Raw genomic sequence first — 14,949 nt, 5'->3', positions numbered from 1 at the left:
TTTTACTGGTTACATCCAAACAGTCTATCAACCTGTAATTGTCTGAATAATAAGCACTACATTCAAGATAATGATGATAGCGGTCACGATCCAGGTTAGTACTTTTTGCCACATTTTATTCGCAAATTCACCCATAATCTTTTTGTCACTGGTAAAGAGCAGTAATGGAATGATGGCAAAAGGAAGCTGGATGGATAAAATAACCTGACTCAGCACAAGCAACTCTTCCGCACCTTTTTCACCTGCAATCGCAGTGACGATGACCGCTGGAATGATCGCGATAAGACGGGTCACCAGACGACGCAACCAAGGTGAGAGACGAAGATTCAAGAAGCCCTCCATCACGATTTGTCCGGCTAAAGTACCTGTCACGGTCGAGTTTTGACCTGAGGCAAGTAACGCTACTCCAAACAGTATGCTCGCAAGTGTGGTTCCCAGCAATGGCGAAAGCAGATAATAGGCATCACTAATCTCTGCTACATCTGTTCTTCCTGCTGTATGGAATACGGCAGCTGCTACGATCAAGATGGCTGCATTAATGAATAGAGCGAACATGAGCGCTATACTGGAATCCCAAGTTGCAAATGTAATAGCTTCCCGTTTACCTGCTGATGTCTGCTCATATTTGCGGGTTTGTACAATAGAAGAATGCAGATACAGGTTATGTGGCATTACGGTAGCTCCCATAATACCGATGGCAATATACAGCATGCTTGGATTCGTCAATATTTGTGAGTCCGGTACAAAGCCACCCAATACGCCGCCCCATTCCGGTTGTGCCAAAATGAGATTAATGCCAAAACAGCCGGCAATCGTGGCCATTAATACAATAACGAGGGTTTCCAATGCTCGGAAACCTTTATTTTGCAGCAGCAAAATGAGCATAACATCAAATGCGGTAATGATGACTCCGTATAGTAACGGGAGACCGAACAGTAGCTTCAGGGCAATGGCCGAACCGATGACCTCGGCCAAATCCATGGCTGCAATGGCAATTTCACATAAAAGCCATAAGCCGATCGCGACAGGGCGATTGTAAGCATCCCGGCACATTTGAGCCAAATCTTTACCTGTAGCAATACCGAGCTTGCCAGATAAGGCTTGCAGCAGAATGGCCATCAGGTTGGAGATTAGAATGACACTAAGTAGTGTGTAGCCAAATTTTGATCCACCAGCGATGTCTGTAGCCCAGTTGCCAGGGTCCATATAGCCGACAGCAACCATATAGCCTGGTCCAGCAAAGGCAAGAAACTTCCGAAACCAGGTCCCATCCTTCGGGATGCTCAAAGAACGATTCACTTCTGATAGTGAAGCGATTTCCGCGAAGTTTCCCTTTGAATTTTTCATACGCTTCACCTTCTTTGTTCATATTGAAATATATTATTAGTGACATAGCGATTGCGTTATCCCTATTGTACACCCACAATAGTTTTTGTCTAGTGCAACTTTTGTGTGGTCAAGCAAAATCATCGTATTTTTGAAGCAATTGGCCATCTTAATTAAGACTAAACAATGGAAAAAACCAAGCTATATTGCTCTCAAGGGGCAGCTTGGTCGTTTTGGATTTTCTAAATGTAGGCGGTCCATCAAGTTAGGTGTTAGGGGCTTATAACATATAGTGTAAACACAAAATAGGTGGAACTAAACGGTAAATAATACGGTAAATAAACGAGTTATCATCCCTTTTTAAATGATTCATTTTGCGTGGCTCGTTTAAAGTACATACGAGAAGGAAATCATGTATTAACATGACGAGGATTCCTGCGGAATGCCAATAAGATGGAAGAAGGAGAGATGAAATCATGGAAGCGTTATACACAGCATCAGCAACGGTACATGGTGGAAGAGACGGTTCAGTGGCTTCTTCAGACGGGGTATTGAAGCATAAGCTGAGCACACCGAAGGAGCTGGGTGGCGCAGGTGGGGACGCTACGAATCCGGAGCAACTGTTTGCGGCAGGCTATGGCGCATGCTATGAAAGTGCGTTGGCAAATGTGGCCCGTAAAGCCAAGGTAAAGGTGGACAATGTAGAGGTCACCAGCCACGTATCGATTGGCAAGGACCCAAGCGACGGGGGCTTCCAGTTAGCGGTGCGTCTGGATGTAAAAATACCGGGGATTGAGCGTTCCCAGGCTGAAGATTTGGCACGCCAAGCACATGATTTTTGTCCGTACTCCAAAGCCACTCGCGGTAACATTGATGTTGAACTCAACGTCATTTGACCGCATTTTTAAAAATTTCACACACGGCCGCCGATTGATCGGCGGCTTTTGTACCTAAATCTTGATTCGCTGAGAATGGCGTCCATTTGACATCATCGCCAAAATTCATTAAGATGTCATAGGTGATTCTGGTCATCAGGTACGAAACAAATTTGAAAAATACGGGTGATATGATGTCTTACAGACCGAATATTGTTAATTTCACGCTGGCTGGTAGCAACGAAAAGGAAGGGCTTTATGAGTTTAAAATGAGTTTGGCCGATGGAACGGAGTGCCGCGTTTTTTCTCAACGTAATCCGGAGTGGACTTTGACGAATATTAGTCGACTGCTAACGACGCCTTGCCCGGTATGCCATAAGGATTTTATCTGCAAGTGTATGGATCAGTTCCATGATGAGTTTTTAGAGCAAATTAATGCAAAACAGCTGTTTGAGAAAGCATTGAGCTAGTTTTTCGAACAGGCAAGGATTATACATTTCTAGACAAGCGTCGGATACTTTCGGCGTTTTTTTGTTTATAATCGAACCGTTGCGTTTTCATGCCGTTGATTTCTCTGTGGAGGTGAAATGCGTTGATGAACCAGTCTGATCATGTCCATACCGAACATTCCATTGTATTGGTGGATGGGGTATGCCACTTTTGTCAGGGAGCAACCCGCTTCATTATCAAACGTGATCCTAAGGGAATATTCCATTTTGGTTCCCTGCAATCCGAGGTAGGGCAAGAACTTTTACGTGCAGGTGGACTGTCTACAGATCAACTGGATACATTCGTGCTGATTGAAGACGGTACGTATTATACAAGGTCAACTGCAGCTTTACGGATTGCCAAACGCCTTCGTTTTCCATACCCGCTGGCCTATGTATTCATCTTGATTCCCCGCTTTGTGCGCAACGCAGCCTATAACTGGGTAGCGCGTAACCGATATCGTTGGTTTGGCAAGGATGAGGAGGATCAATGTCAGATCCCCCCACCAGAAATTAGGAAACGATTTTTTTAGTTGCTTTATTTATGTTTATTTTTACGACGATAATTACGAATCAGTAATATCACAGCTACCGCGATCAGTATGAGGCCCGTAGCCGATACATACACGATATGACGTACATTGGGTACGTTGACCGACAATTTTAGCTCGTTTGACTCTAATGGAGCAATGTCCCAATAGAGTGTTTTCCCATCATCCGACACACGGTCCGCATTGCTGGAAGCAGGCTGGATGGGCAGGGATAGGCTGAAGTTAAGATCCAGTTGCCGTTCTAGTAATTTGCGTGCGAACACATTCATTTGTTCTAATTTATCACTCAGGCCACGAGCTTCTTCAGGAAGCATCCGAGGCAAATCGAGCTTAAGCGTAAGATCCATATTGGTTGTGAAAAAATGCTGGCTCACTGCGCGATTTATTTCTAATCCCTCAGGCAGGTTTAAACCCTGATCGGGATTTTTTTGGTTTGTACCCCAATCCCCTTGATAATGCCCCTTTATTTGATATCCCTTTCTCCCTTGTTCCGATAGCGGCTGTACGTCTACATTATTGCTTTGCATACGTTGAACTAATCGATCGAGCAGCCCCGGATTGTCCAACATCATCAGTGTCTGGTTGTTTACACTGAACGTTGCATCCATATCTACACTTTGATCTAGATGAACATCTACATGAATGTCACCCCGAGCACAGGAAGTTAGGGCAAACAGACAACACACCAGCATAAAAATGAGCAGTATTTTTCGTAACTGTATTTGCCGACGTTTGTTCCGGTAAGGGCTGTATCCTGTTGGGTCCATGACTTGCACCTTCTTTGTATGGTTTCTTTGGTATAACGACCGGATATCTTCTATATATTACACATTCGGAGAGCCAAAATCGAACGATATAAAAGAATAGTTAAGATTTATATTTCAAAAATGTTTCCTTAGGTAAAAACTTTAGTGTATACTCTAAAATATAGTATAGATAAAAAATAATTGTCTCAAGGAAATAGTTTGTCCTAAAACAAATATTAAAAGGAGGATTTTAAAACATGAACAAGCAGTTTAAGAAGGCTTTGCCACAATGGGTAGCGACGGTTGGAGTGTTGTCTCTAGTTCTGGTTCTAGCGACTGCATGTACAGATGCCAAGAAGACAGAACAGGGAGCTACGAAAGAGGCGGGACAGAAAATAAAGGCTACCACTACCATCGGTATGATCTCTGACATTGTCGGGAAGGTCGGAGGTGCTCATGTGGAGGTCACGGGAATTATGAAGTCAGGCGTTGACCCACATTTGTACAAGGCGTCTCAGGGAGATATGCGTAAGCTGGATGAAGCCGACATCATTTTTTATAACGGGTTGCATCTGGAAGGAAAAATGCAGGACATTCTGGAGAAAATCAGCAAGCAAAAGCCTGTTATACCCGTGTCCAAAAACATTGCCCAAAATCAATTGCGTGCAGCTAGCCCAGAAATGGGATCTGAGTATGATCCACATATCTGGTTTGATGTACAAAACTGGATGTCTGCGGTAGAAACCGTCAGAGATGAATTGTCGGCACTTGATGCTGCTCATGCGGAGGATTATAAGGCCAATGCCGAAGCTTATCTCGCTGAGCTACGAAAACTGGACGATTACACGAGAGAGCAGATTACCAGTATACCGAAGGCTCAGCGCGTACTTGTCACGGCACATGATGCATTTGGCTATTTCGGAGACGCTTACCAGATTCAAGTAAGAGGCCTTCAAGGCATGAGTACAGAATCAGAGGCGGGCTCACAAGATGTGACCAAGCTGAGAGATTATCTGGTGGAGCATAAAATTAAAGCCATATTTGTAGAATCAAGTGTTCCGAGAAAGGCCATAGATGCGGTTATTCAGGGTGCAGCTCAGCAAAGTCATACCATACAGGTTGGCGGCGAGCTGTATTCGGATGCTATGGGTGAAGAGGGGACAGAAGATGGAACGTATATTGGAATGGTCAAGCATAACGTGAATACGATCGTTAGAGCTCTTAAATAAGGAGGCGTAGACACATGGGACATTCACCACTTGTTGTTCGTGATTTATCGGTAGCCTATCAAAAAAAGCCCGTTTTGTTCGATGTCTCCTTTGAGGTGCCGGAAGGTAAGCTGATTGGTATTATCGGCCCCAACGGGGCTGGCAAATCTACACTGATCAAGGCCGTGCTTGGGCTGATTCCAAAGCTCAGGGGCGAGGTGCTGGTCTACGGCAAGCCCTATAAGCAACAGCTGCTCAAGGTTGGATATGTACCGCAGCGGGAGTCGGTGGATTGGGATTTTCCGACGAATGCTCTAGATGTGGTTATGATGGGACGTTACGGCAGACTGGGCTGGTTTAAACGTCCGGGAGCAGCAGATCGTCAGGCTGCGATGGAGAGTTTGGACAAGGTTGGAATGAGCAAATTTGCAGACAGGCAGATTAGTCAATTATCTGGCGGGCAGCAGCAACGCGTTTTTTTGGCGAGAGCGCTTGCGCAGGACGCTCAGCTTTATTTTATGGATGAACCGTTTGTCGGTGTGGACGCTGCAACAGAAAAAGCTATCATTTCATTGCTTAACGATCTGAAACAGCAGGGGAAAACCGTGCTTGTCGTTCATCATGATTTATCTACGGTCACGGATTATTTTGACCAGGTTATGCTGTTGAACGGGCATCTGATGGCATTTGGAGAGACCGCAGATATTTTTACCGAGGGAAATCTGCAACGTACGTATGGCGGGCGTCTGAGTATACTCAAAACAGGTTCGGAATCCGGCACGATACTCGGAGTGAGGTGAGCAGTATGACAAGCTTGGCAGCGCTTTTGGCAGACCCGAACATGCAATGGATTTTGCTTGGATGTATTTTACTCGGTTTAAGCAGCGGGGTGATTGGCAGTTTTATGTATTTGCGTAAGCAATCACTTATGGGAGATGCTTTGGCACATGCGGCTTTGCCGGGGGTATGTGTGGCTTTTATGATCACAGGTACAAAATCCGTGTTTGGATTTATGATTGGAGCAGCCATTGCAGGGATTGTTGCTACCTTTGCCATCAGTGCGTTAACCCGGTATTCGCGAATTAAAAGCGATTCAGCGATTGCAGCGGTGCTGTCCGTATTTTTTGGCTTCGGCATTATGTTGTTGACTGAAATTCAGCATAGTGGCGCAGGCAACCAAAGTGGGCTGGATAAATTTTTATTTGGCCAGGCTGCGGCAATGGTGTTGTCTGATGTCTATACAATGGCGGTAATTTCGGTGGTGCTCATTGGAATATGTTTATTATTTTTCAAGGAATTTAAGCTGCTCAGCTTTGACCCCGGCTTTGCTCGTGGACTTGGTTTTCCGGCAGGCTTACTGGATAAGTTGTTAATGCTGTTGATTGTCATTGCGGTGGTGACTGGCATTCAAGCTGTGGGCGTCATTATGATGGCTGCCCTGCTGATTACCCCGGCCGTGTCGGCAAGATACTGGACAGAGAAGCTGGGTGTTATGGTATGCCTGTCAGGCTTGTTTGGTGCTATAGCGGGTCTTGGTGGGACTGTTATTAGCTCTCTGGGACAAAATTTGCCTACAGGACCATTGTGCGTGTTGTGTGCGACTGTGGTATTTGGTGTAAGTCTGATCTTTGCGCCGCAGCGTGGAATGATTTCCAAGGCTATCGTTCGGTTAAACGCCAGAAAAAGTCTGGAGCAGGGAGTTGGAACACAGCCCAGGGAGGAGCGTGCCCTATGAGTTCATTTTATGTGATCCTGACGGGAATGTTAGTGGCAGGGGGATGTAGTATCGTCGGATGCTTTCTCGTGCTTCGGAAAATGGCTATGATCGGTGATGCCATCAGTCATGCGGTACTGCCTGGTATTGTCATTGCCTTTCTCATCAGCGGATCGAGGGATTCGGTGTGGATGATGTTTGGTGCGGCCGTGCTGGGTCTTCTAACGGTGTATCTGATTCAGCTATTCCAACAAAGCGGTCTGCAAAGTGATGCTGCCATTGGCGTGGTGTTTACAACATTGTTTGCTATCGGTGTTTTACTGATCAGTGTGTTTGCTTCCAATGCTCATCTGGATATGGACCACGTTTTGTATGGGGAAATTGCTTATGTCCCGTGGAATACGATAGAGATTGCTGGCTTCGATATAGGTCCGAGGGCTGTGTGGATTACGGGCGCAATGTTTTTGATCAATCTGCTCGTGGTAGGGGGCTTTTTCAAGCAATTTAAAGTCACTTCCTTTGATCCCGCATTGGCAGCTTCATTGGGTATTCCGGTTGTTTTTTTTCATTATCTGCTAATGAGTCTCGTATCACTAACGACAGTGGCGTCATTTGAGAGTGTGGGTGCAATTCTAGTGGTTGGCATGCTTGTTGTACCGCCTCTTACCGCTTATTTGCTGACGGAGAAGCTGTCCCGTATGATTGCATACAGCGTGGGAGTTGGAGCCATTAGCTCGATCGTAGGCTTTTATACAGCAACTGTGTTAGATGCTTCTATTGCGGCATGTATGCTGTGTGTATCGGGTGTGTTGCTGCTTTTGGCTTTTCTATTTTCCCCGTCTCATGGTGTGGTATGGCGAAAGTTATTTCAACAACGGGGAATTGTTGGCGAAAATAGCAAGTGAGTCTCGTAGGAAGTGATCCTATATGAATTACTCAAAATAGCGTGCAGACGGGCATAAAGTGCCTGAATGCACGCTTTTTTACGCTTATGCTAATCTGTGCGGCTTTTTTTGAGGCAAGCTTGTTGGGTCATCTTGAATTAACCGGGACACGGGAGTACATTCTTTACAATCACACAGAAGGATTCGGAACGAGCTGTTACGCTGCGGGGAGGAACGAAATTGGAGAGCTTCAAACGTAAATCACCAGAGGAGATACTGGATTCCATTAACAAATTGCATCGAGGCAGACTCAAAATATACATTGGTGCGGTCAGTGGCTCTGGCAAAACGTATCATATGCTGCAGGAGGGACAATCGCTGCAGCATGAAGGGATTGATGTTGTAATTTGTGCGGTATCGACTCTGCAACGGCGTGAGACCGTGGAACAGGTCGGCTCGCTAGAGCGAGTACCCAGTATTCATTGGATGAAGGATGGCGAAGAGCAAAAGGATCTGAATTTGGAAGCTTTGGTGGCACGAAATCCTGAGGTGGTGCTGGTGGATCATTTGGCACATCATAACCGAAAAGACGCCTCGTTTCCAACAAGGCTCGAGGATATTCGGTATTTGCTGGACATGGGAATTAGCGTCATTACGACGGTTAATGTTTATGAACTCGAAGGGATCACGGAGTGGGTATACCAGCTGACAGGCTTTGAAGCGCAATATACGGTTCCGGTTGATACATTGGAGCTGGCGGATGAAATTCGTCTAATTGATGCTACCCCGGAGATGATTCTGGAACGGTTGGCGAAAGGTTACATGCATACGCCCAATCCAGAGATGTTTCACCGGGGAAATCTGGGTAAATTGCGTGAGCTCGCTCTGCGATTGGTGGCAGAGGATGTGAATGATTCGCTGGAACGGCACCGGGAGGAGCTAGGCTTGCACGGGGCGTCAGGAGCAGCAGAGCGTATTTTGGTGCCTGTCCAATATCATTGGAATGGGTCCATTTATGTACGTAGGGGAGAACAGGTGGCCAAGCGGTTGGGTGGAGATATGCTGGTGGTCTCTTTTGTCAGCTCGAAGCGCAAGCTGTCCAAGGAATCAGCAGCCTTCAAACGTTCCATTGAGCAGTTGGCCGATAAGATCGGATCGACATTTGAAGAAATCCCGCTCTTTTCCCGCAGAAGGCTGCCACGTCAACTTATCCATTATGCGGTGACTCACAATGTTACTCGAATTGTTATGGGGCATTCTCGGCAGACTCCGTGGCAGGAGTTGGTCAAAGGTTCACTGGTGAACGGAATTTTAAAACGAATGAAAAATATGGATTTGCTGTTGATTGCAGACCGAGCCGAGCAGGAGGGCGAACGGATTTTGCCAACGATGAGACAGGAGGAAGGGGATAATGATCCGTATCATCGTTTGAGCGTTGAGGAAGTACAGGCTGAGGAAGCCAAAATTTTGCGGGGCAAGCTCAAAGTATATATTGGGGCTGCTCCGGGGGTCGGCAAAACATACACCATGCTGAGAGAGGGAAATGATCTGCTGGAAAGCGGGATTGATGTGGTTATCGGATTGCTGGAAACGCACGGAAGAGCAGAAACACTAGCCCAGGTAGGATCTCTGGAGATGATCCCCCGTCAGTCTATCGAGCGTCATGGTGCACATTTGGAAGAGATGGACACTGAAGCCATTCTCAGGCGTAATCCTGAGGTAGTGCTAGTTGATGAGCTGGCACATACCAACGTTCCGGGAAGTCTGAGATCTAAGCGTTATGAGGATGTACTGGCCATTTTGGAGCAAGGTATTTCTGTTATATCCACAATGAATGTGCAGCATTTGGAGAGCTTGAATGACGCAGTAGAACAAATTACTGGCATTCGGGTGAGAGAGACTGTCCCCGACCATATGATGCGTCTGGCCGATGAAGTCCAGCTTGTTGATGTGGCTCCCAAATCGTTACAGCAACGTATGCGTGAGGGCAAAATTTACGCTCCTGCGAAGGTGGAGCAGGCACTTAGCCACTTTTTTAAGCTGGGTAATCTGATAGCGTTGCGAGAACTTGCTTTGCGGGAATTGGCAGATGATGTAGATGAGCGGCTGGAATCCTGGGATCGACACGAGTCACTTCGGGGACCGTGGCGCAGGGAGGAAGTGATTTTTGTAGGCGTGACGCTAAGCGAAAATGCTGAAAGGTTGATTCGCCGCGGTTTTCGTATCGCATTTCGTTTGAAGGCTGTGTGGATTGTGACTTATGTTCATATCGGTGAGCGTATACCGGAGAGATTGAACCCTCGTCTGGAACAACTAAAGCTGCTGACCCACCGACTGGGGGGAACCTTTGAAATTCGGCTTGTTTCCAGCCGACGCGAGATTGCTGACATTTTGATTGCTCCAGTAGAAGGATATTCAGGTACGCAGCTCATCGTGGGACAGTCTTCCCGAAGTAGCTGTTGGGGGAAGACTGCGGTTGTGACGAGGATTCTCCGTCAAGCACGTCATATGGATGTTCTTATCGTGGCGGATTATGATCCGGATATTAAGCTGGAGACAGATTATTAAAATGCCCAATCCATTCATAAATAGTCATATGCTGGTTACCGGTTATTCACTGCTTCCATAGTATATTCTATCTCAAAGAAATGGAGGCGAGTTTGAATGTATAAACATCGTAAGCATGATTGTCATTTTCCAAAGCCAAAAAAACGTGTTTTTAAGAAAATCATTAAGGTGACTGTCATTAAGTTTAAACCAAAATTTAAACGTGACCACTGGAAACATGAAGACTTTGATAAGAAATGTCATTGCCGGAAACGTCGTCATCATCGCCATCATGACTGTCATCGTCGTCACCACAAATTCTACTAAGTTGAAGATCGTAGGAGGCGGGGCTAGACTGCCCGCCTTCTCCTAGTACCAGAATTCTAAGAAAATACTTGCGCAAAAAATACTTGCTCTAACACAGGTGCTATGCTATTCTACCAATAAATAGATTGCACGTGACGGAAGCACCGTTCACCAACCGTATGTACTTACGGATGGATGAACGGTGCTTTTTTGCGTTGTTGTGTTGGGAAAGGGGATGAGCATATTGGTTCCGGTAAAAGTGGTATTGGCCGTAGAAGGCCGGGATTATATTGAGCCTCTGCTGAATTATGTTCACGGAAGCGAGTACGCCAGAAGGCTCAGAATAACGGCTTTTTCGCAGCCGGAGGCATTTCATCAATACATGATGGAAACTAGCGGAATGAAAAGACCAGATGTGGTAGTAGGTGAAATGCCCTTTCTGAATCTATGGACAGCTCGGGAAGATGCGGATATTCCTTGTTTGGTATTACATGAGGGAGAACAAGTAAGTGAATATGGGCAGCCTGTATTAAAATATCAGCCTTTATCTGAACTGGTCGGTATTATTTTGGAAACGGCGAGACAGAGGTCGAATGGTCGGAAAAGCGTAAACAGTCGGGAAGGTGGAATGATTATCGGCATGGTGGCAGCTTCAGGTGGATTGGGCAAGACAACGGCCGCACTCAATATGTCCAAGCAGCTGGGGAATGAGGGATATTCGGTATTCTATTTGAATCTGGAAACGGTGGATTCAAGTTCGTTGTTCACTGGTTCAGACAGTTCTAGCGGAGTACAAGGAGAAGGAGAAGGACTGTCCAGACTGCTGTATGATCTCAAGTCGGAGGGAAATGAGGGCACTTCGTTATCTTTGGCTTCGTATTGTGTGCGTTGTCCTGAAATTCAGGCTGATACGTTTCAACCTGTCTATAATCGCAAGGAATTGACAGACATGACTTGTGATGAAGCGAAAGAGCTCATTCGAACGATTGCTGAAAGCGGGCAGTATGATGTAGTGATTGTAGATTGCGATTCTGAACATGGTGAGCGGGCTCAAGCCGTGCTTGAAGCTAGTCATAAGCTGATCTGGTTGCTGGCTGACGATTTAATGAGTATGCACAAGTGCGGATTATGGCTGGATGTTTTAGAAACTACACAGCCTGAAGGGCTTGAAGCCATGATATGCAAAACCAGCTTTGTGGTGAATCGCTACATGGGAACTATGATCAACTCGTTACCTCGTGACTTCATGGAACTGAACGGAGCGTTACCCTATATACCTTCATGGAAACAAATGCAGCACCGTGAGCTGCTGCTTAGTTCACCGATTTATCAGCGGGAAATTCGTCATTTGTGCCGCGAGCTGCTGGATATGGAGAGCGCAGCACAGTCGACGCTTGCTTGGTCTTAAGGGGATGATGACATGAATGAGGAACAATTTAAGGCATTGCGCGCGGATATTCGTAACGGGCTGGACGTAACGTCCTCGGTAAAGGATACAGATCTAGTACGGCATATCGAAAAGCGAATTTTACACGACGTAGAGCTGGCGAGCTTAACTTCCCGAGAAAAGCATGCACTTGTCCGCAAAATTTTCAACTCTTTCCGTGGGCTGGATGTGCTCCAGCCGTTGATTGACGACCCGACCGTAACGGAAATTATGATCAATAGTCATCGGGAAATCTTCGTGGAGCGGGCAGGTGAGGTGATTCAGGTGCCCGATCAATTCGAATCCCGCGAACGACTGGAGGATTTGATCCAGACGATTGTAGCCGGGGTGAACCGAATTGTGAATGAGGCTTCTCCCATTGTGGATGCCCGACTAAAGGACGGATCACGTGTAAATATCGTGCTGCCGCCAGTTGCTCTCAAGGGTCCGACGATGACCATACGGAAGTTTCCCGAGCGTCCCATGACGATGGATGATTTGATACGAATGGGTGCACTCAATACAGAAGTCGCCGCTATGCTCAAAGACTTGGTACGTAGCAAGTACAACATTTTTATAAGCGGCGGAACGGGCTCTGGTAAAACAACTTTTCTGAATGCATTATCCCAGTTCATCCCTTCTTCTGAACGGATTATTACGATTGAAGATTCGGCAGAGCTACAAATTGTGACTGTCCCCAACCTAGTTTCCATGGAAACACGGAACGCGAACACCGAGGGGAAGGGAGAAATCACGATTCGTGATCTGATTCGTTCATCCTTACGTATGCGGCCTAACCGCATTGTGGTGGGTGAGGTCAGAGGGAGTGAGGCGTTGGATATGCTGCAAGCGATGAACACGGGACATGATGGATCTCTATATAATACAATGTGGTATTCATATGTAATAAGCGCTCATAAAAGAGCGCTATAAATTCATAATTAATTATAAAGGACCTCGCCAATATAAGCATCGAAAAATTTGTTCTTTACTCCTTTAACATTCGTTTCATCTGTATGCAACACTATTTTAGAACACAATGTAAAAATCATATCTTTCTTTTCTTCATCATCCATCTCAGGCCACAATTGATCAAGCTCTTTTAAATCATCTGATTTAGGTACAGCAGACATCATATTTTTATTTTCTGCCAAATGTTTTTTAATTTCTTCTTCGGCCGCATCTTCTTCAGTGATTCTTTTACGGATTTGATCTTTAGTTATAAGACCTTCGACGAACATGTATTGCCACTTCTCGCGTCGGTCAGCAATTTTTTTTAACTCTTTCTTAGCCAAAGCAATTTCATCTACTATTTTAATCTCATCATTTTGCATTGTAGCTGCAACCTGTTTTACGGTTTCCTGATCCGTGGTGACTTGCTTAATATACTCCATAAATAGATGTTCCACATGTACCTGTCTAAATGTAGGCATGTCACAGCTTTTATTGGCGTGTTTGTTAGAGCAGATATAATAAGGCGTGCGCACAAGGCTGCCATCGGTTCTTTTGCGCTTGTTTGACATCTTACCAAACATAGCTGCTCCACAGCGTCCGCAACGTAGTACGCCGGAAAACCAATAGGTTTGTACCCGGCTGAATCCTCCGCTAGTTCTACGCTTCATATATTCTTTTGTCTCTTCATATTCCAGACGCGTAAAGATAACGGGATGGTCCCCATCACCATACAAACATTTAACCCTATCGTCACGTCCGTGGTTAACGTAGTTTCCTCCTGGTAGTTTGGAACCCAATCGTAGGATGCCAGCATAAAAAGGGTTTTCTAAGGTATAAGTTACCGTTGCGGCCGTCCACAGCTTTCCACGACGAAGCTTTCCTTCACGATTGAGTCTGACTGCAACTGACTGGTAGCCAAGACCGCTCATATACAGCTTACGGGCATAACGGATTATTTCTGCTTCTTCCTCTATTAATTCGCTGTCCTGTGTATATCCATATGGCAGGACACCACCAGGCCGCTTACCTTCCAATATCATTTGCTCTATGCCGAAGCGTACACGCTCAGAGATGGTGCCGCGTTCCCATTCAGCCATCGCAGCAACGATTGTGATAAATAGACGACCCATGGCAGTCGTAGTATCGAATATTTCGGTGGCTGATTTGAACTTTACACTATGCTTGTCAAAGCGTTTTAGAAGGTCGTGCAGATCGCTCACAGAACGCGTGAGACGGTCAAGCTTATAAACGAGTACCACGTCGAATTTATGTTCTTCCATATCTGAAAGCATGCGTTCCATTTCAGGACGTTTAAGGTCCTTAGCTGACTGTCCCTCATCTATGTAAAAGTCGTGGATTTCCCAGTCTTGAGACGCTGCATAGCTTGTGAGCCTTGTACGCTGTCCCTCGATGGAAAAGCCATCTTCAACCTGCATGTCGGTACTTACCCGGATGTATATTGCTACTCTCATAGTGTGCCTCCTAACTGTCTTATCTTTGATTGTAAGGTTAACATGGCAAAATAAAAAGCCCTCTTAATAGAGGACTAATGTGGTATAATCTGGATTGTACGACATAACGGCTATCAAGGGCGGTCGGCTAATCTCCTGTAAAGGGGGTGAAGCCATGGAAGTTAAAGACACGCTGATGTTGATGATTCAATTTGCAACATTGGTGATTCTGATACTTTCTTTCCATAAACGGAAATAGACCGCCCTGTGGTAAGGTCAACGGTCTATTCCTGTACCTAAAACCTTATGCCGACCGCTCTTATAGCGGACTTGTCGTACAGGGGAGCGGCTGCAACCGTTCCCTTTTTCTATTCTTATGGTATCATACGAAGTTTATTCATTGCAATTCAATTTCCATTCAAATATTATGTATACATAACGAAGCTCTGCCGACCCATTAAGGTTAGCAGAGC

13 protein-coding genes and 1 pseudogene are annotated in these 14,949 nt (G+C 45.8%); 11 read left to right on the top strand and 3 right to left on the bottom strand.

Features of this window, described 5'->3' with window-relative positions; genetic code table 11:
- Window positions 1-27 precede the first annotated feature (27 nt).
- A complete protein-coding gene (locus ACXHJ2_RS16765; RefSeq protein WP_058829172.1) occupies window positions 28-1,347 on the bottom strand; it encodes an Nramp family divalent metal transporter in 1,320 nt (439 codons plus the stop codon).
- Window positions 1,348-1,802: 455 nt separating this feature from the next.
- On the opposite strand from ACXHJ2_RS16765, the gene ACXHJ2_RS16760 reads away from it, so the two are divergent.
- The 3 genes from ACXHJ2_RS16760 (at window position 1,803) to ACXHJ2_RS16750 (ending at window position 3,222) form a co-directional block, all read left to right on the top strand.
- Window positions 1,803-2,222 (top strand): organic hydroperoxide resistance protein, encoded by a 420-nt coding sequence (locus tag ACXHJ2_RS16760; protein WP_013369947.1) that lies wholly within the window; start codon window positions 1,803-1,805, stop codon window positions 2,220-2,222.
- A 122-nt stretch (window positions 2,223-2,344) separates the two neighbouring features.
- Complete coding sequence (locus tag ACXHJ2_RS16755; RefSeq protein WP_013369949.1) at window positions 2,345-2,671, top strand: hypothetical protein; 327 nt, start codon at window positions 2,345-2,347, stop codon at window positions 2,669-2,671.
- Window positions 2,672-2,796: 125 nt separating this feature from the next.
- Window positions 2,797-3,222 (top strand): thiol-disulfide oxidoreductase DCC family protein, encoded by a 426-nt coding sequence (locus tag ACXHJ2_RS16750; RefSeq protein WP_058711850.1) that lies wholly within the window; start codon window positions 2,797-2,799, stop codon window positions 3,220-3,222.
- 5 nt (window positions 3,223-3,227) lie between these two features.
- On the opposite strand, the gene ACXHJ2_RS16745 is transcribed toward ACXHJ2_RS16750, so the two are convergent.
- Window positions 3,228-4,007 (bottom strand): DUF3153 domain-containing protein, encoded by a 780-nt coding sequence (locus tag ACXHJ2_RS16745; RefSeq protein WP_058829174.1) that lies wholly within the window; start codon window positions 4,005-4,007, stop codon window positions 3,228-3,230.
- A 236-nt stretch (window positions 4,008-4,243) separates the two neighbouring features.
- Between ACXHJ2_RS16745 and ACXHJ2_RS16740 the strand changes: the two genes are divergently transcribed.
- The 7 genes and pseudogenes from ACXHJ2_RS16740 to ACXHJ2_RS16710 form a co-directional block, all read left to right on the top strand.
- Entirely contained in the window at window positions 4,244-5,215 is a 972-nt protein-coding gene (locus ACXHJ2_RS16740; RefSeq protein ID WP_058829175.1) for a metal ABC transporter solute-binding protein, Zn/Mn family, read from the top strand.
- A 14-nt stretch (window positions 5,216-5,229) separates the two neighbouring features.
- Complete coding sequence (locus ACXHJ2_RS16735; protein WP_013369953.1) at window positions 5,230-5,994, top strand: metal ABC transporter ATP-binding protein; 765 nt, start codon at window positions 5,230-5,232, stop codon at window positions 5,992-5,994.
- Window positions 5,995-5,999: 5 nt separating this feature from the next.
- Window positions 6,000-6,929 carry a metal ABC transporter permease gene (locus ACXHJ2_RS16730; protein WP_058829176.1) on the top strand — a complete coding sequence of 310 codons (930 nt, stop codon included), beginning with the start codon at window positions 6,000-6,002 and terminating at the stop codon, window positions 6,927-6,929.
- The gene (locus tag ACXHJ2_RS16725) at window positions 6,926-7,813 is read left to right on the top strand and encodes a metal ABC transporter permease (protein WP_016820689.1); all 888 of its coding nucleotides are present in this window, start codon (window positions 6,926-6,928) and stop codon (window positions 7,811-7,813) included. Before ACXHJ2_RS16730 ends, ACXHJ2_RS16725 begins: the two co-directional genes overlap by 4 nt.
- Window positions 7,814-8,032: 219 nt before the next feature.
- Window positions 8,033-10,360: a histidine kinase gene (locus ACXHJ2_RS16720; protein WP_165081216.1), complete on the top strand. Its 2,328-nt coding sequence runs from the start codon at window positions 8,033-8,035 to the stop codon at window positions 10,358-10,360.
- Between the two features lie 520 nt (window positions 10,361-10,880).
- Window positions 10,881-12,053 carry an AAA family ATPase gene (locus ACXHJ2_RS16715; protein WP_165081218.1) on the top strand — a complete coding sequence of 391 codons (1,173 nt, stop codon included), beginning with the start codon at window positions 10,881-10,883 and terminating at the stop codon, window positions 12,051-12,053.
- Between the two features lie 12 nt (window positions 12,054-12,065).
- Window positions 12,066-12,950: pseudogene (locus ACXHJ2_RS16710) on the top strand (CpaF family protein); the annotation flags it as partial.
- Between the two features lie 62 nt (window positions 12,951-13,012).
- Here ACXHJ2_RS16710 and ACXHJ2_RS16705 read toward each other — a convergent pair.
- Window positions 13,013-14,497: a recombinase family protein gene (locus ACXHJ2_RS16705; RefSeq protein WP_165081222.1), complete on the bottom strand. Its 1,485-nt coding sequence runs from the start codon at window positions 14,495-14,497 to the stop codon at window positions 13,013-13,015.
- Window positions 14,498-14,651: 154 nt separating this feature from the next.
- Here ACXHJ2_RS16705 and ACXHJ2_RS16700 point away from each other — a divergent pair, with 154 nt between their 5' ends.
- Entirely contained in the window at window positions 14,652-14,735 is an 84-nt protein-coding gene (locus ACXHJ2_RS16700) for a putative holin-like toxin (protein WP_223822117.1), read from the top strand.
- Window positions 14,736-14,949 lie beyond the last annotated feature (214 nt).

It is taken from the genome of Paenibacillus sp. ALE3 (genome assembly GCF_054113405.1).
Note: the sequence above shows the minus strand (reverse complement) of the source record. Positions and strands in the feature narration are given on the sequence as shown.

Bases quoted from the DNA above. Each gene is read 5' to 3' on its own strand.
- ACXHJ2_RS16765 (WP_058829172.1), bottom strand. From the start codon at position 1,347: ATGAAAAATTCAAAGGGAAACTTCGCGGAAATCGCTTCACTATCAGAA.
- ACXHJ2_RS16760 (WP_013369947.1), top strand. From the start codon at position 1,803: ATGGAAGCGTTATACACAGCATCAGCAACGGTACATGGTGGAAGAGAC.
- ACXHJ2_RS16750 (WP_058711850.1), top strand. From the start codon at position 2,797: ATGAACCAGTCTGATCATGTCCATACCGAACATTCCATTGTATTGGTG.
- ACXHJ2_RS16745 (WP_058829174.1), bottom strand. From the start codon at position 4,007: ATGGACCCAACAGGATACAGCCCTTACCGGAACAAACGTCGGCAAATA.
- ACXHJ2_RS16740 (WP_058829175.1), top strand. From the start codon at position 4,244: ATGAACAAGCAGTTTAAGAAGGCTTTGCCACAATGGGTAGCGACGGTT.
- ACXHJ2_RS16735 (WP_013369953.1), top strand. From the start codon at position 5,230: ATGGGACATTCACCACTTGTTGTTCGTGATTTATCGGTAGCCTATCAA.
- ACXHJ2_RS16730 (WP_058829176.1), top strand. From the start codon at position 6,000: ATGACAAGCTTGGCAGCGCTTTTGGCAGACCCGAACATGCAATGGATT.
- ACXHJ2_RS16725 (WP_016820689.1), top strand. From the start codon at position 6,926: ATGAGTTCATTTTATGTGATCCTGACGGGAATGTTAGTGGCAGGGGGA.
- ACXHJ2_RS16715 (WP_165081218.1), top strand. From the start codon at position 10,881: ATGAGCATATTGGTTCCGGTAAAAGTGGTATTGGCCGTAGAAGGCCGG.
- ACXHJ2_RS16705 (WP_165081222.1), bottom strand. From the start codon at position 14,497: ATGAGAGTAGCAATATACATCCGGGTAAGTACCGACATGCAGGTTGAA.
- ACXHJ2_RS16700 (WP_223822117.1), top strand. From the start codon at position 14,652: ATGGAAGTTAAAGACACGCTGATGTTGATGATTCAATTTGCAACATTG.